Origin of the sequence: Prolixibacter sp. NT017 (genome assembly GCF_009617875.1) — a bacterium.
GTDB lineage: Bacteria > Bacteroidota > Bacteroidia > Bacteroidales > Prolixibacteraceae > Prolixibacter.
Genome location: NZ_BLAV01000001.1, coordinates 2,348,844 through 2,367,306, shown reverse-complemented (window position 1 = coordinate 2,367,306; position 18,463 = coordinate 2,348,844). Strand labels below are relative to the sequence as shown.

Annotated in this window: 9 protein-coding genes; all 9 read left to right on the top strand. The window is 44.3% G+C overall.

Going from position 1 to position 18,463, the window contains the following annotated elements:
• Position 1: 1 nt before the first annotated feature.
• The 9 genes from GJU87_RS09850 to GJU87_RS09815 all read left to right on the top strand — a co-directional run bounded on the left by GJU87_RS09850 (position 2) and on the right by GJU87_RS09815 (position 18,234).
• Positions 2-1,603, top strand: a complete 1,602-nt coding sequence (locus GJU87_RS09850; RefSeq protein WP_153639365.1) for a RagB/SusD family nutrient uptake outer membrane protein — start codon at positions 2-4, stop codon at positions 1,601-1,603.
• Positions 1,604-2,022: 419 nt separating this feature from the next.
• Positions 2,023-4,392, top strand: coding sequence for a glycoside hydrolase family 127 protein (locus tag GJU87_RS09845; protein ID WP_153639364.1), 2,370 nt, complete (start codon positions 2,023-2,025; stop codon positions 4,390-4,392).
• A 160-nt stretch (positions 4,393-4,552) separates the two neighbouring features.
• Positions 4,553-6,745 carry a family 43 glycosylhydrolase gene (locus GJU87_RS09840; protein ID WP_194831498.1) on the top strand — a complete coding sequence of 731 codons (2,193 nt, stop codon included), beginning with the start codon at positions 4,553-4,555 and terminating at the stop codon, positions 6,743-6,745.
• Between the two features lie 19 nt (positions 6,746-6,764).
• A complete protein-coding gene (locus GJU87_RS09835; protein WP_153639362.1) occupies positions 6,765-9,485 on the top strand; it encodes a DUF5695 domain-containing protein in 2,721 nt (906 codons plus the stop codon).
• Between the two features lie 23 nt (positions 9,486-9,508).
• On the top strand, positions 9,509-9,706 hold the full coding sequence (locus GJU87_RS21445; RefSeq protein ID WP_228491942.1) for a hypothetical protein: 198 nt from the start codon (positions 9,509-9,511) through the stop codon (positions 9,704-9,706).
• A gap of 6 nt (positions 9,707-9,712) precedes the next feature.
• Positions 9,713-10,732, top strand: coding sequence for a glycoside hydrolase family 27 protein (locus tag GJU87_RS09830; RefSeq protein ID WP_228491941.1), 1,020 nt, complete (start codon positions 9,713-9,715; stop codon positions 10,730-10,732).
• 43 nt (positions 10,733-10,775) lie between these two features.
• A complete protein-coding gene (locus GJU87_RS09825) occupies positions 10,776-13,007 on the top strand; it encodes a S9 family peptidase (RefSeq protein ID WP_153639361.1) in 2,232 nt (743 codons plus the stop codon).
• Positions 13,008-13,090: 83 nt separating this feature from the next.
• On the top strand, positions 13,091-13,939 hold the full coding sequence (locus tag GJU87_RS09820; RefSeq protein ID WP_153639360.1) for a hypothetical protein: 849 nt from the start codon (positions 13,091-13,093) through the stop codon (positions 13,937-13,939).
• A gap of 200 nt (positions 13,940-14,139) precedes the next feature.
• Positions 14,140-18,234, top strand: a complete 4,095-nt coding sequence (locus GJU87_RS09815; RefSeq protein WP_228491940.1) for a hybrid sensor histidine kinase/response regulator transcription factor — start codon at positions 14,140-14,142, stop codon at positions 18,232-18,234.
• The last annotated feature ends 229 nt before the right edge of the window (positions 18,235-18,463 follow it).

The following is an 18,463-nucleotide window of genomic DNA, read 5'->3' as shown; positions in this document are numbered from 1 at the left end:
TATGAAGTATAAATATACAAAGTCAGAAAAATATCTGAGAAGAGGTGTCATCCTGTTCTCTTTAAGCCTGCTGCTCTTCACCAGTGGATGCTTCAATCTGGATGAGCAGGTTTATGACGAAGTAACAGAATCCACGTTTAGTGCAACAGACGATGACATCATCGCCCTAATGGCGTCGGGATATACCCCTCTTCGTTATATCATGGGGTGGCAGGGACTATTTGACCTACAGGAAGAGCCTGGCGATGTAATGGTCACGCCGACCCGTCCCAATGGATGGGATGATGGAGGAACCTATAAACGTATGCATTTTCATACATGGGATAATCAACAGTGGCAATGCCGGAATACCTGGTTGACTTCCTACGAGGCCATTAATAATATTAACCGGGTAATGATGCAGATCGACGGTGGTTCACTTCCTGTGACCGAAGCGCAAGCCGTTACTATCAAGGCAGAACTAAGAGCTTTGCGTGCATTGTGGTATTCTATCCTGTGCGATACCCATGGTAATGTCCCTCTTGTGATTACTTACAGTGATGAAGTGCCTGAACAGAAGAGTCGCAAGGAGGTTTACAATTTTATTATTAGCGAATTGAAGGAGGTTATTCCCAATTTGCCATCAGAAGTGAACCAAAGCACTTATGGACGCATGACGCAGTGGGCGGCCTGGCAATTGCTGGCCCGCATGTACCTCAACGCAGAGGTATATACCGGTACCGCTGAATGGGACAAGTGTATTGAGGCCTGTGACAAAATTATCGCCAGTGGAAATTTCGAATTGGAATCTGATTACCGAAATGTATTCAAGGTGGATAATGAAAATTCCAAAGAGATCGTTTTTGCTGTTCCGTATGACGACATCTATGGAACTGGTTGGAACCAACATATGAAGCAGTTGCTTCCAGTTCACCGATATGTATTCAACATGACGGCACAACCATGGGGTGGTTCCAGCGCCAATCCTCAGTTCATCAACAGCTACGAACCGGGCGATAAGCGTTTCGACGATACCTGGCTACATGGCGACCAGATCAATGCAACCGATGGTAGCGTCGTAATTACCCTGGTCAATAAAATGCCCAGTATTTATTATTGTGAATTCAATGAAGGATACCGTGTTTGTAAATATGAAATTGCTAACGGCTGTAAAAGCAATATGAGTAATGATTTCCCATATTTCCGTTATGCCGATGTATTGATGATGAAAGCCGAATGCTTACTGAGGACCGGAAAGAGCGATCAGGCAGCAACCATTGTTTCTGAAGTACGAGCACGTGATTTCGACGATCCGGAAAAAGCAACAGTTACCGGAGCCGAATTGGAAGGAAATACAACCATACAATATGGCACACTGGATGAAAACGGAAATATCGATAATCCGGGTGATCAAACACCGGTTCAGTATGGTCGTTTTCTGGATGAGCTGGGATGGGAGTTTGCAGCTGAGGCACGACGTCGTACCGATATGATTCGCTTTAGTGTGTTTACGACCAAAAGCTGGTACAATCACACTCCCCAGGGCGATTATACCAAGTTGTTCCCGATAGGTTTGGAAGAACTGAATACCAATCCGAACCTCAAACAAAACCCGGGATACTAAAAGAAATTCGTTGGATGTTTTTATAGGTTGGATGATTAGAGCAGATGAAATTGACCTGGTACCGGAATTCTGTGTATTAAATAGTACTTTTCATAAGTATCAGCCCATATTATTTTAGGAATAGCATCAATCATGTTAAGCTAAAAACTCAATAGCGTTTAATCGTTTGTTTTAGTTCTTTCCGGGCCAGGTCTTTTCTCTGTTTTAACTGTCCAATCGAAGCTTATTGTATTATAAGCGGATGATTATTAATTGTTTTGACGGGTACCTCTTAAGTAAGAGTAATTTTTAGGTTTATAACAATTTTCAAGAAGAACGGGAGCACAAGGCATATCCCGTCATTACTTACTTTGATGATCCAACTCACCTGATTTATTCAGATGGGTTGGCTGAATCAGCAACTAAAAATCTGTAGCATAATGAAGCAAAGACTAAGTCTGTATGTCGTTCTGGGATTTATCCTGGCATTGACTAGCCCGGGATATACACAAACCTATGTTCCTGAGGGGAATGACGGGAATGTGATGAAAATAAAGCCGGAGGTAGAAATCAAGGCTTATGCGTTTGATTTGAGAGATGTACAGCTCAAAGAGAGTATTTTCATGGATGCCATGAAAGCAGATGTAGCCTATCTGAAGGAACTGGATCCGGACCGCTTTTTATCTCAGTTCAGGACACATGCAGGCTTGAAGCCCAAAGCGGAAAAATATGGTGGTTGGGAAGATGCCGGATTGGCTGGTCATTCACTGGGACATTATCTGTCGGCATGTTCCATGTATTACGCCCTTTCGAAAGATTCGGTGTTCCTGAATCGGGTAAATTATATCGTCAGGGAGTTAGCGGCTTGCCAGAGAGCTCGCGGAACCGGCTATGTTGGAGCTGTTCCAAATGAGGACATGGTATTCTACAAGGTTGCGCTGGGCGAAATCAAAACCGGTGGCTTCGATTTAAACGGAGCCTGGGCACCTTGGTATACACTCCATAAAATAATGGCCGGATTGATGGATGCCTATATCTATTGTGGCAATCAGCAGGCAATGGATGTGGACGAGAAAATAGCAGACTGGACTCACCGGGTGTTGAGAGGACTGACAGAAGCAGAGCGTCAGAAAATGTTGCGGTGCGAGTACGGCGGAATGAGCGAGGCGCTGGTTAATCTTTATGCCTTAACAGGAAAAAAAGAGTATCTGGATCTTTCATACAAATTTCATGACAATTTTGTGCTGGATTCCCTTGAGGCGAAAGTGAATGTCATCCCAGGGAAACACTCCAACACCAATATCCCCAAAGTAATTGGTTCTATTCGACGTTACGAGTTGACCGGAGACAAAAAAGATAGCATCGCAGCTGGTTTTTTCTGGAATATGGTTGTACATCACCACACCTATGCTCCGGGAGGAAATGGAAATTATGAATATTTCGGTCCGGATGATGTACTACCGTTGACTGATAATACCATGGAAACTTGTTCGACATACAATATGTTGAAATTAACCCGGCACCTGTTCTCCCTTCGACCGACCGCAAGGTACATGGACTATTACGAACGAGCCCTGTATAATCATATCCTTTCTTCGCAAAACAGGAAAGATGGCATGACTTGTTACTTCACTCCGTTGAGGATGGGAACCAAAAAGGAATTTAGTGATGAATTCAACACGTTTACCTGCTGTGTGGGTACCAGTATGGAGAATCACGTTAAGTATGAAGGCGCGATCTACAGCCATGGTTCCGATGGGAGTCTGTTTGTCAATTTGTTTATTCCGTCAGTTCTTAACTGGAAAGAGAAAGATGCCCGGATCACGTTGAATACACGCTTTCCCTATTCCGACCAGTTTTCATTGACAATACAGACGAAGAAGAAACAGAATTTTCCGCTAAGGATAAGAAAACCGTATTGGGTGAAAGGTCAATATACCGTGAAAGTTAATCATCGAACACTGAAAAATCCGGTAGTTGACAAAGACGGATATATAACGATTACCCGAAACTGGAAAAACAACGATCAAATAACGGTAACCTATCCAATGGGAATTCATGCGATGTCACTTCCGGATAACCCGAAACGGGAAGCTTTTTTCTATGGTCCCATCCTTTTGGCAGGTGACCTGGGAAAGAATGAGCCCAATCCAACCGATGGAACTCCCGTGTTCCTATCGGGAAATGAGTCCCCGGCACAATGGATAAAGCCAAAGGACATCAATGACCTCACTTTTGTCAGTACAGGAACTGGGGAGCCTCACGATGTGACATTTAAGCCGCTGTACGATTTTACCAATGATTATTACAGCGTTTACTGGGATGTGTTTTCTCCTTCGGAGTGGGAAAAGCAAAAGAAAATATATAAACAGCAGGAACGTCATGCGCGCGAATTGGATGAGCGGACAATAGACTTATTCCGGGTAGGAGAGATGCAGCCGGAACGCGATCATCATTTCTCCGGCGAGCATATTTTTACGGGAGAGAATCATACTCGTAAATTCCGTCTTGCTCATAGTGGCGGTAACATGCGCTTTACCATGAAAGTAGATGATAAGCTTCCCAATCAGATTGTTCTGACCTACTGGGGTATGGATAATCGTTCCCGCCATTTCGATATTCTCGTTAACAATGAAAAAATTGCGACTGTCGATTTGAATAAATATAAGAAGAGCCAATTTTATGACATACCGTATGATATTCCCGAGGAACTGACGAAAGGGAAAAAGTCGGTGGAAGTTATGCTACAGGCCCATCCTAAACAGCAGGCGGGTCCGGTTTATGGAGTGCGAACTGTGAGAATGGAGTAATGATTTATCCATAAATCAAATACCTCAAATTTATTTATCCAATCATGGTGGGTAATCCAGGTGATTACTCATCATGATTTTGAATTTACCAGTAATTAGGGATGAATACCGAACATCAATATGCTTTTCGGCGAAGATTAGTCAACTACCAAATAAAGTAATGAAAAGTGCTATCCTTTACATAGAATTGGTTGCCATTTTCTTTCTCATTTCTGGTGGGACTGAGCCAGTTTCTTGGAGTAAGGGGATTACTACCGACACAGGCAATCCGTTGCTCCCCGGTTATTTTGCCGATCCGACAGTGAAGAAGTTCGGAGATACGTATTATATCTATGCCACCACTGATGGTATCAAACTTGCTTCAGGAGAACCCCAGGTTTGGATTAGTAAAGACTTTGTCAACTGGTACAACTATGAGATGGATATTCGGCTGCCGAAAGGACTGACAAACTGTTGGGCGCCGGATGTGGTAAAGGCGAAGGACGGACGGTACTATTATTTTATGGGAAACTGTCAACTCGGCTGTAATATTTACGGCTATGTGTCGGATTTGCCCGTTGGACCATGGAAACCGGTCAACCATGGCAAACCGGTTATTCCGATTGGTACGGGCTTAAAGAATCTGCCGGCACTGGATGCTCAGTTTCTGAGAAATGAAAATGGAAGTATTTCTGCCTTTTTCGGAACCTGGTGTAGTTCATTTGGTGGCATGGGCTGGGCTGACATTGATGCCACTACGATGGATTCAGTCTGCTCTGCGGGCTATATACCAATGAAGCAAATTCCCCACGCATTTGAAGCGGCGTGCCCGTTGAAGCGTGATAGTATCTGGTTTCTGATGTATTCTTCCGGCGATTGTCGTTTGAGCAGTTATGCTGTTCATTATGCATGGGCCCGTCACCCTCACGGACCCTATATCTATGGTCAGAATAATCCGATCTTGTCCACAAATGAAAAGAAGATGGTTGACGGACCAGGACATCATTCCGTATTAAAGGAGAACGGACACTATTATATTGTCTATCATCGGCACGATAACCCTCACAGCACCGGTGGAGAGTTTCGGCAGGTGTGCGCTGACAAATTGAATTTCACTGGCACCCATAGAATAGCAAAAGTAATACCTACTTCTGGCGGAGTTGGTTATTTGGGAAAAAATCAAGTTCCTTTTGCCAATTTGGCTAAGGGAGCTCGTGCTTCAGCGTCCTCTTTTTGTCATTTGGTCTCCCGCCCTACACGATACATGCCCGGGGGAGTTGATTACTCTTTCCGTCCCCAATATGCTATCGATGACAATAATGGAACAATATGGAAAGCTGGTAACGGGAAATTGCCTCAATCGCTGGTCATTGATTTAGGACGTGAGAAGCAGGTCAAACGAGTTATGACACAGTTTGAATATCCTACCTACTACTATCAGTATAGGCTTGAGGTTTCTTCAGACAGTATGGAGTGGAAGGTCTTTGCAGACCGGACCGACAACCGACAAAGCGGTTCACCGATGATTGATGACAATGATGAAAATGCCCGTTATATCAGGATGACTGTGACGGGAACAGAAAAAACAGGAATGTATGCTGCCATTTGGAATATAAAAGTATACGATCATCTTTTTGCTGTGCCGCCTTGTCAAAATGCGGAGAGCAAAGAAGGACCTGGAGTTGTCGGCAAAGGTGAGTTGCTGGTAAATCTTAGTGCAAACGGGGAAAAGCGAGGTGTACTTAAGTCCCCAATCAAAAATAAGGGAACTCTGTCCGGTCGATTTGAATGTGTCGGCCAACCTGAGGTTCGGAATATTGATGGAGTTAAGGCTTTTTTCCTGGACGGGGAAAGCTGGTTTACTCTTTCCCGCGAGGCTCCTGAGAGTTTGAATTGGAATGCACCTTTTACGGCCTCTGTTTGGATGAATAGTCCAGACATCGGTTTTGGAGAATGCCTTTTAACCTGGACCTCGCGCCGCAATATGTTACAGGCGTCATATGCTGCTTTGATGTATGGAAAAGGTTCTTGTGGTGCTGCGGCTCATGGTGACGGAGCTGTGGATTTGCCGTTTGATTCAGTTCCGGCCCGGGGAAAATGGCACAATTTGGTATTGACTTTCGACGGAATGTGCGAGTATGAATATGTGGACGGAAAGCTGAATAATCAGCAACCGATCTCACTGTTTGTCCGGAGCAGCAAGATTCTGATTGGTGCATCCGGAGATCCCGTTGAAAATTTTACCGGTGCAATGACCAACATTCGGTTGTACGACCAGTATTTTACGCCTAAAGAAATTGGCGCATTGATGGAGGAATCGAGACCTGGCGGTGTGAAGACTCGTTTTTCGGAGGCAGAAGACAATAATATTTAACCATAGTAAAGCAAACGACATGATTAAACCACGAATCAACAGGATGTTATTAATAGCTCAGGGGGTGGCGCTTTTTTCGCTTCTGGCAATAGGATGCTCTCAGGCGAAGAAAGAAAAGGAAAAAGCCGGTACATTAGGTTTGAAAGACGGATTTCTCGAGTATACAACGCCCACAATTAATTTTGAGTTGGTCAAGTCTTCTCAAACGATTTCAGAATTGAAGTCAGCAGGAGCAGAAGGTTTTGACTTCACTCCGCACGATCGACTGAAATCAAGAAACGGCGATGGTTTTTATCATTTGGGAGATATTACATTGCGGGTAAAATCAGATAGCTCAGCAACGTGGAACACGTATTCGTCAGCGTCGAGAAGAAAGCCGGTTGAGGCATTCACTACTTCGGATAAAAATATATTGGCTGCAGCCGATTTGAAAAAGAGCTTTCCGGCCGATTTCCCGCTAACCGTTGATCGTCTGTGGGAAAAGAAAGGTGACCACCTGTTGCTTCGGTTCGACTTGAAGAACAAAACAGACAGAGCTATCGAAATCGGAGCGCTCGGATTACCCATGATTTTTAATAATGATTTGACAAAGAAAACATTGGAGCAGGCTCATGCCGAAAATGTCTTCTACGATCCCTATATCGGAGAGGATGCCGGATATCTTCAGGTCACCCGTCTCAATGGCAAAGGGCCGGTATTGCTGGTTTTACCGTGGAAGAAGTCGCCGTTTGAGGCCTATCGTCCCTTATTGGATGACCCGACGCCCCGGGGAACAACCTTTGAGGGGTTTTATGAATGGACAATTCATAGCAAGGCTTATGCTGAAAAAGAATGGAAGAATGCTAAGCAGTGGAATCATCCTACATCAAAAGTTTTGAAACCCGGTGAATCGTATAGTGTCGGAGTAGAGTTTGTCCTGGCAAAATCGATTGAACATATAGAAGATGCTTTGCAGCACTATCAACGTCCGGTAGCCGTTGGGATTCCCGGTTATGTCATTCCGGAGGATGTGAAGGCCGAATTGTTCCTTAAAGCGAATGCAAAGGTGCAAGAAATTAATGTGGAGCCAGCCAATGCATTGGAGGTGAGATATGTGTCTACAACTTACGCCGGTTGGAAGAAATACAGCGTTCAGGGAAGAAAATGGGGGAGAGCCCGGTTGACGTTGACGTATGATAACGGAACCCGGCAGACCATTAATTATAAGGTTATTCAACCGGAATCTGAGCTGGTGGCTAATAACGGCCATTTTTTGATGACGAAACAATGGTACGAAAATAAAGATGACCTGTTTGGCCGAAGTCCTTCCGTTATAAGCTATGATAATGAAGCGCATCATCAGGTAACGCAAAACAGCCGGGCCTGGATTGCCGGCCTCAGCGATGAGGGCGGAGCGGGAAGCTGGCTGAATGCCATCATGAAGCAGCTGGTGGAGCCCGATCCTCAGCAGATTGCCAGGCTGGAGAATTTCGTAGATCATACCATATGGGGAGGAATTCAATATAGTCAAGAAAAACACAAGTATGGAGTACGAAAAAGCATGTTCTATTACCAGCCCGATTCCACGCCCGCCGGAACGTACAGTGATACGATTAACTACACAACCTGGGCTGCCTGGCCGAAGAAAGAAGCGGAGTCGGTAGGACGGTCGTATAATTATCCTCATGTCACTGCTGCTTATTGGGGCATGTATCGGTTGGCCCGAAATTATCAGGGGCTGGTAACGCAGAGAAGCTGGAACTGGTATCTGGAGCATGCATTTCATACCGCGATGGCGATGGTGGAACAGGCTCCCTACTATGCACAGTTCGGCCAAATGGAAGGAACGGTGTTTTTACTAGTGTTGCATGACCTGAAGGCTGAAGGAATGATGTCTGAGGCAGGTGAGTTGGAAAAGGTGATGAAAGCCCGCGCGGTACACTGGGATTCGTTGCAATATCCTTTCGGTAGTGAGATGCCATGGGATTCGACCGGGCAGGAAGAGGTATATATGTGGTCCAGTTATTTTGGTTTTACAAAGAAGGCCGTGGTGACCATCGACGCCATTCTGGCCTATATGCCTACGATTCCGCATTGGGCGTACAACGGTAATGCGCGTCGTTACTGGGATTTTCTTTACGCGGGAAAACTACAACGCATTGAGCGAATGATTCACCATTATGGTTCCGAATTGAACGCGATTCCCGTGTTGCATGAGTACCGGAAAGAACCTGACAACTTATACCTCCTGCGCGTTGGCTATGGCGGTTTGATGGGAGGAATTTCTAATATTACACAAGAGGGATTTGCTCCCTGCGCTTTCCACTCATATCCTTCAACTTTGAAGAATGACGGGCTTTCCGGTGATTACGGTTCTGGATTTTTCGGATATGCCGTGAATACAGGAACCTATATTGTCAACGATCAAAAATTTGGATGGCTTGCCTTCGGCGGAAATCTGGAGAAAAAAGACGACTGGATCACAACCGAAATTACAACAGCAGCGAAATCCCGAATTTTTATTGCTCCAGCAAAGCTGTGGTTGACGCTTGATGCGGGAACCTTCCGTAGCGTAAGCTACAACGTCAAAACCGGAACCGTTAAAGCAGAACTGGATGCTGCCAATGGCTTCACTCCAAAAGCATTTTTACGCGTTGAAGGTTCGAATGGAGAAAGGCGTAATGTGGGGAGATTCAACAAAAACAGTCGGGGAGCTTATGTTATTCCATTAAAAAATAACCCACTGGAAATTAGTCTGTAAACGGATGGAATAAATATGGAACAATGAAAAAGAACAATCTTAACTCAGGTTTGATATACGCTTTGGTATTGATACTGGCAATTGTCTCATCGGTTCATGCCCAGGATTCACAACCCGGAAAGCTGGCACTTACTCCACCTATGGGATGGAACAGTTGGAATAAATTCGGATGCAATGTCAGTGAAAATCTGATCATGGAGATGGCTGATGCAATGGTTTAGACAGGCATGCGGGATGCCGGTTATCAGTACATCGTTATTGACGATTGCTGGCAGGTAGGCCGTGACAGTGCGGGAAACATCATTCCCGACCCGAAGCGTTTCCCGTCCGGGATGAAAGCGCTGGCTGATTACATTCACATGAAGGGATTGAAGTTCGGAATTTATTCCTGTGCGGGATCTTTGACCTGCCAGGGGCGTCCTGGTAGCCGCGGTTATCAGTTTCAGGATGCTCGTCAGTATGCTGTTTGGGGGGTGGACTATCTGAAATACGACTGGTGTTCGAATGACGGTCAGGATCCGAAAGCTGCCTATAAAACAATGAGTGATGCGCTGAAGGCATCGGGAAGGTCCATCGTTTTTTCCATTTGCGAATGGGGCGAAGGTAAACCCTGGAAATGGGGAGAAGGAATAGGAAATCTTTGGCGTACAACAGCTGATATACGTGATTGTTACCACTGTACCTTCGACTGGGGAGGCCTGGGCGTGCTCGATATCATCGATAAACAGGCAGACTTGTGGCGGTATGCCGGCCCTGGGCACTGGAATGATCCTGATATGCTGGAGGTCGGGAATGGAGGAATGACTTACGATGAATACAAAACGCATTTTTCCATGTGGGCCATGTTGGCAGCTCCGTTGATGGCTGGTAACGATTTGACAAAGATGGATAAACAGACGCGGGAAATACTGACCAATTCCGATGTTATTGCTGTCGATCAGGATTCGAAAGGCGAACAAGCCCGCAAGTTTATGGATTTGGGTGAATATGAGATATGGGCTAAGCCGCTTAGCAACGGAGAGATTGCTGTTTGTTTTCTCAACCGGACTAACCAGCCCTGGAAACTCAATTACGACTGGACAAAGCAGACCATGTACTTTGTGCGGGACGTAGATTTACATCAGCGTGTATATGGCGTCTATGACCTTTGGGAGCACAAGACAATTGGGCAAACCAACCAGCGGCTAAAAAGAGAGATTCCTGCCCATGGGGTACTAATGGTGCGTCTTTCTCTAATGAAAAAATAAGTTACTTATTCGGATGATAAACAAACGATTAAATGAAAATATAATGAAATATTTACTGCTTGCTATTCTACTCGGCTTTTTATCTCTCGTGCCTGCAAAAGCTCAGGTAACAAAGGCCGATTATGCACGTGCTGATTCTGTTCGGGAATTTGCTCATATGGTCTACAATTCACCAACTGATGGAGGGTGGATAGGCAAATCGAACGTCTATTGGTACCGGGTAAGAACTAAAAACGGAATCGAATATAAACGGGTCGATGCTGAACATGCAGAAGTGTCTCCGGCTTTCGATCGTGCCCAACTTTGCGAGAAAATCAATGAGCTTTCTGATAAGTCTCATCACCCGGATTCGTTGGATCTCAGAAGGCTGAAGTTTGATGATGCCGGCAAATCTGTTTCTTTCCATCTGGATGGCTATACCTGGGAGTACAATTTGGACGATTATATGCTGAAGAAAACAGGAAAAGTTGAGACTCCGGAATCTCGTTACTGGGGGAATACCGATGGTGAGTTTAAGGCTGATCCAATTATTTCTCCTGATAGTAGCAAGGTGGCTTATATCAAAGAGTATAATTTGTATGTGAAAGACCGGAATACCGGGACGGAAGAGCAGTTAAGTTTTGATGGTTCTGCCGGCGAATTCTATTCAGAACACCTGGTATGGTCTCCCGATTCAAAGAAAATTGCAGTAAATAAGGTGCGTCCCAACAAGAAGCACTATATCTATTTTGTAGAATCTTCTCCGAAGAACCAGCTTCAGCCTATTCTGCATAAGCGGGAATATCTGAAAGCAGGTGACGCACTTCCCATCCGGAAACCTTGTCTCTTCAATGTTGAAAAAGGTCGGAAAATTCCGGTTAATTCGCAGCCATTCGAGAATCAATTCTCCATATCCAATTTAAAATGGTGGCCCGACAGTAAGGCGTTTACCTTTGAATTCAACCAGCGCGGACACCAGGTTTATCAGGTGGTGGAAGTCAATGCCGAAACCGGCGGCATAAAGGTTCTCATTAATGAGCAAAGCAAAACCTTTATTGACTACAGCGGTAAACACTATCTGTACGATTTGGACGGAACGAAGGAGATCGTCTGGGCTTCTGAACGAGACGGATGGAATCATCTTTACCTCATCGATGCAAATACGGGAAAGGTAAAGAACAAAATAACCAGTGGAGACTGGGTTGTGCGAGGCGTGGTCAGTGTGGACGAGAAGAACCGGAAAATTATTTTCGAAGGTAGTGGTAAAAATGAAGGAGAGGATCCCTATTTCATCCATTACTATTCGGTTAATCTTGACGGAAAAAAACTTAAGGATTTGACTCCGGAGAAATTGAACCATCATGCATCGTTTTCGTCGGATAATAAATTTTTAATTGATACCTATTCGACGGTTGATACTCCACCGGAAACGGTTCTTCGGAGGGCGTCCGATGGAAAGATTTTGAAGGTACTCGAAAAAGCTGATATCTCTGAATTGTTGGCGCACGACTGGAAAGCGCCGGAAGTATTTGTGGCCAAGGCACGTGATGGTAAAACCGACATCTGGGGAAATATTTATTATCCGACGAACTTCGATTCGACTAAAACATATCCGGTCATCGAATATATTTATGCCGGCCCTCAGGGATCGTTTGCGCAGAAAAGCTTTCGTCCATACATGTACGCATTCTCTGGTTTGGCTGAACTGGGATTCATTGTGGTGCAAATGGACGGTATGGGAACATCCAATCGGTCTAAAGCTTTTCAGGATGTTTGCTTTAAGAATCTGAAAGATGCCGGTTTTCCTGATCGGATTAGATGGATTAAAGCTGCCGCTGAGAAGCATCATTTCATGGATACAACTCGTGTTGGGATCTTCGGTGGTTCGGCGGGCGGTCAGAATGCGATGGCTGGTGTGCTTTTTCATCCCGAATTTTACAAAGCGGCTTCCTCATCCTGCGGATGCCACGATAACAGGATGGATAAGATGTGGTGGAACGAGCAGTGGATGGGCTATCCGATAGGAAAAGAGTACGGGCAGTGTTCGAATGTAGCCAATGCTTACCGTTTGAAAGGCAAGCTTTTACTGATTGTTGGGGAAATGGACGATAACGTTGATCCAGCCACAACCATGCAGGTTGCAGATGCATTGATCAAAGCCAACAAAGAATTTGAATTGGTTGTCCTGCCGGGAAGCAATCATACATTGGGAGGTGATTTCGGAGAACGGAAGCGGAGAGAGTTTTTTGTTAAAGCTTTTTATGGGGAACTACCACCCGATTGGAACCATGACTAAAATAGAGAATAAGGCGATGCTAACTCTTCTCAGGGAACCGGTCGTCTTATTCCACTTACGAACCTTTTTATAAATCAAATAGCATGAAAACAGATAAAAAACAAATGGGACGCAAACTCATATTCTTCATTCTTGTAATCGGGTTGGGTGGAATGTTATACGCAGCTGAAGGATGCCAGCAAAAGCAAGGTGACATGCCGGTAATTACCGCCCCTCCGAAATCATTAAAACTGGATCCATTTTATAAAAAATACATGGATGCCAATGGTATTCCCGTTATCAGTTCCTGGCGTGTGCCGGATTCAGCCTTGGTACAGGCATGGAATATCGTCAGGTTCATGACCAACGATTTACCCCCGGCTGTGCTAAAACAGATGCAAAAAGTTGGAGCCAGGGTAGGAGTGATGGCCCGGTATGAAGGGACAACCGATATTCCGGAACATACCCACTTGGCAAAAGATACAACACTTAACTGGGACTTGAGGGCACGTGGCCTTGGAGGTGATATGAATCTGCCGCTAACGACTTGTGCTGAAGAGAATTTATTATGCTACCAGATTGATAAATACCATGCTGAAGATATCTTAATCCATGAGTTTGCCCACGCCATTCACCTGATTGGTATCGCACCGGTTGACAGCACATTCAATAAAAAACTCCATAAATACCTGGACAATGCAGTCGCAGAAGGTCGGTTTGATAACACATATGCACAAACCGATATTTATGAATACTGGGCTGAGGGCGTTCAGGATTGGTTCAATGTAAACGCTGAGGTTGAGAAGCCGGATGGAAAACATAACCAGGTGAATACCCGGGAAGAATTGAGGTCATACGATCCGGATTTATACAACCTGATTCATCAGTATTTTTCTGATTTCAAAGGAAGTCCTTCCTGTCATGTGGCGCAAGATAAGTACCACGTGGAATAAGGTGTTAAAAGAACCGGGCCGGTTGAGTTTACTAGCAAATACAACGGGAGTGTTATCCGAAACAAATACGTGGTAATTCAGAATTGTTTTTACCGTGTTGATGATATTAAATTTTAATTTTGGTACTGAACAACGGCATTCCACTCAACTTAGGGGAGTAATACCGTCTTCACACGCAGTAGCATAAACTGAACTAACAGATGATACGCTTTTCCACATGGAGTGAAATGAACATTCGGAGGAAGAAAGGAAGAGTCTTTTTCAAAGGGCTCGTTTCTCTCTGTTGGTTAGCGTATGGGGTTTTTAGTTCCCTCAATGTTGTTGGAAACGATGAAACTCTGGATTTTTATCATTACACCAACGAGGATGGCCTGCCTTCCTCGTATGTAAAGAGCATTGTACAGGATGCAGATGGATTCATCTGGTTGGCAACGCGTATATCCATTTCCCGTTTCGATGGAAAGCACTTTCAGGAATTTCCGGCTTTTGACGAAAATGGGAAGCCGGTAAAGATTTTCAGTGACAAGCTTTTTCTTTCACCTGATTCCGTTTTAATTGCCCGGACTCTTCAAGGGCTGTATTACTATTACCATGAAGACAAAGAATTTTTCAGTCCTTGCCCGTTGTTGAATGATTTGGGAAGTACTCAGGCGCTGACTCCCGGAGTTTGCGGATACTGGTTCTGTCAGAACAACCAGGCCTTTTTCCTCGATCAGCGGACTGGAATGAAGGAGGCTTTGAGTGAAAAGATTCCTTATTTCCATCCGGACAAAAATACTGGGTTCTTGAATGTTTTCGTTCGAGGAAAGCGACTGGTTTTAATGTCGAATCAAGGATTGTTATATATCATCGATACGAATAAGCACCTTGTTCGCAGCCTCAAAATTCCCAAAGAACTAGGCCCTTACCAAACTAACTTGCTCTATGTCGATGCGGAATTAAATGCCTGGATAGGAGAGTCGGATTATGGCCTGATACGTATGAATCTGAAAAGCGGCGAGTCGTTCTTCTACTCTCAGCAAGAGAAAGGACAGCATCACTTACCTCACAATCTGGTTCATTGTGTTGCACAGGATCGGATGGGAAAAGTTTGGATTGGAACGGAGGCTGGTCTGGCGATTCATAATCCAAACAAGGATAAACTTAGCCTTTACAACTTCAATATATCTGATCCCAACGGATTAAATACCGATCCGATTTATGATGCCTTTTGCGATAGAAATGGAAATATGTGGTTGGGAACTTACTTTGGTGGCATCAATTTTTGGAGTGGTGAAAATAATTTCTTTCGTACCTGGAGTTCCGGACTAAACAGGTGGCAGCTTAATGGTAATGTGGTAAGTTGTTTAACAGAGGACTCAGAGCATAATCTTTGGATTGGGTTGGAAGATAAAGGACTGGATAAGTTGGACGTTTCGACTGGCGAGGTGACTCATTATTCGAAGAACAATGGTTTGTCGTATGAAAACCTACATGATCTGATCTTCCTGTCAGAGCATGAGCTTTGGATTGCTTCTTATACTGGCGGGATTAATATTTTGAACACCAAAACAAATCAATTCCGATACCTAAACCGAAACAACACGCCGGGACTACCTTCTGATGCGGTATATGCCTTTATGCGGGTCAGGGATTCATTGTATATCGGAACCTCCGAAGGCATTGTTATTTATGATATCCGAAATAAGAAGTTTTCACGACTAAAGCCCCGGATACTTGGGAGTATACAGTTTGAGAGTTTGGCACAAACCAACCATAAGCTGTGGTTTTCATCTAGCCAGGGTGTTTATTGTTATGAACCGTCACGGGATTCGCTTTATAAATTTGATAAGATCCCGGAAATGCAATATATCAACTTTGTGAAGACCGATTCGGAAGGGAGAGTATGGTTCGGCGATTGTTATCAGGGACTTTGCATGTATAATGAAAAAGATGGAGGAGTTACCTACTTCAATAAAGACACCGGTTTTCCGGTTTCGTGGATTTTTAGTCTGGAAGAAGGCAGGGACGGATGGTTCTGGGCAAGCAGTGACAACGGATTAGTCCGTTTTTCGCCGGAAAGAAATGAAAGTATTCTTTACGATAGTAATTCAGGAATTCCATTCAACCAATTCAATTACAGGGCATCTTTCAAAGACGGGGCTGGGAATATTTATTTCGGAGGTAACAACGGCATGGTTTCTTTTAACGAAAAGAACGATACCCGGGCGAATAGACCACTGCATGTTGTTTTTACTGGTATGCAATTATTCAACAAGCCTGTTCGTCCAAAAGAAGGCGGTGTTCTGGAGGAATCGATAAATAAAGTGCGTCGCCTTGTCCTGGATTATGATCAGAATGTCTTTACGCTGGAATACTCTGCATTCTGTTATTCTTCGGGAGGAAGCTGTCAATATGCCTATTATCTGGAAGGTTTTGAGAATGAATGGAATTATGTAGAAGGGCGAAACTTTGCAACTTATACCAACCTTAGTCCCGGAACTTACACTTTTCATGTAAAAGGGTCGCTCGATAATATCAAAGCTGCAACCAACGAACGAACATTGCAAATTATCGTTCGACCTCCCTTTTGGTTGACCAACTGGGCCTTCTTCGTGTATTTTCTACTTGCCATACTGTTTTCTTTTCTGGTATTCAAAGTTGGTAAGAACCTCGAGAAGTCAAGGGCAATGGTGGTGATGGAGCGTCGTGAAAAAGAACATGCCGATGAGATACATAAAGTCAAACTGGAATTCTTTACTAACATTTCACATGAACTGAAGACGCCGTTAACGCTGATTCTGGGGCCGCTTAATCGTATTATGGAGGAAGAGAAACTGAGTCCTGCGTTCCGGAAACGACTTATCGGCATTGAGAGGAATGCTAACCGGCTGTTCCAACTCATCAACCAACTTCTGGAATTTAGAAAAATCGAAAACGGGAAAGAAGCGTTAAAAGTAGCTCAGTGCGACATCCGGCATTTGATGGACGAGATTTCAAGTTCGTTTGATAGCACTGTCGAGTCCCGGGATATCGATTTTGTTGTCCTTCATCCGGAAAAGGAGGTGCCGGTTTGGATTGATGCGGAAAAAGTAGATAAGATTATTTTCAACCTTCTTTCCAATGCTTTCAAATTCACTAAAGAGGGAGGGAGGATTGAGTTTTCGGCCACGTTGAGAAAGCGTGGCAATCGGATGACTTCTCCGGATTATGACATGGTTCTATCGGTTTCGGATTCAGGCAAAGGTATTCCTCCCGGGATGTTAGACAGTGTATTCGATCGTTTCTTTCATGTCGATGGAGAGCATGTGGAACACGAAGGTTCCGGCATTGGTCTGGCGTTTGTGAAAAGTTTGGTTCTGTTGCATAAAGGCGAAATTCAAGTCGATAGTGAGTTGGGGAAAGGAACTGTATTCACTGTCAGGATTCCGATAATGAGATCGGACTACAGCGAAGCGGAAATTGTAACCTGTGAGCCGCAATATATTCCTCCGCATGGAGTTCAAATCAGCGTAAACGATAATCAACTGGAAAAAGATTTTCCCGGTGAAGAAGGTGGCAACCGGAAACCATTGATTCTCTTGGTTGAGGATAACATCGAGCTAATCAATTTTATGAAGGAAAGTCTCGAAATAAATTACCGTGTTATCACGGCTCTAAATGGTCGGGTTGCTATCAAACGGCTGGAAAGTACGACTCCGGATTTGATCATCAGTGATGTGATGATGCCCGAAATGGACGGTTTTGAATTTACTCACAGGCTAAAGACCAATCTGGCGACTTCACATATTCCTGTAATCCTTCTTACCTCGAAAAGTGGAACGGAAAACCGGCTAGCAGGATTAAAAACGGGAGCGGACTACTATATTGAAAAACCATTTTATCCGGCTATTCTCGAGCAAAATATCGGGAATATTTTAAGTACCCGGAAAAGGCTGATAGAGCGGTTTAAAGACGATGCCTATATTCAGGCCGGAGAGATGGTTCATTCGGAGTCAGACAAGATTTTTATCGAAAAACTGACCTCCATAATAAAGGCCAACCTTGGTGAGTCGTCTCTTGATGTATCGTTTCTGGTGAAAGAAATGGGGGTAAGTCGTTCGTTACTTCACATGAAGTTAAAAGGCTTGGTGGGGTGTTCTTCAACCGAATTTATCCGTGCGGTACGCTTAAAAGAGGCAGTCAAATTGATTGCCAGTGGAAAATGCAATATCTCGGAAGCGGCATACGAGACTGGATTTTCTAGTCCGACGTACTTTACCCGACGTTTCAGGGAGTTCTTCGGAAAGTCGCCAAGGGAATATTTCAATAGCTGACGGGGGGAGGAGAGCCGGAGGTTTAGGGATGCAAATTATTCGTCTTTTTATTTCCGATGTACTGGAGAAATATTTATCTTAAAAGCGCTTATTCATCGTGTAAATGAATGTACTAAAGATATATTCCACACTTTACCACAATTCAGGCAAATGCCTTTATGAATGTTGGATCAATTAGTCTCCCCGGCTAATCAATGATAGACATTTGTCTATTCTTCTGCTTCTTTAT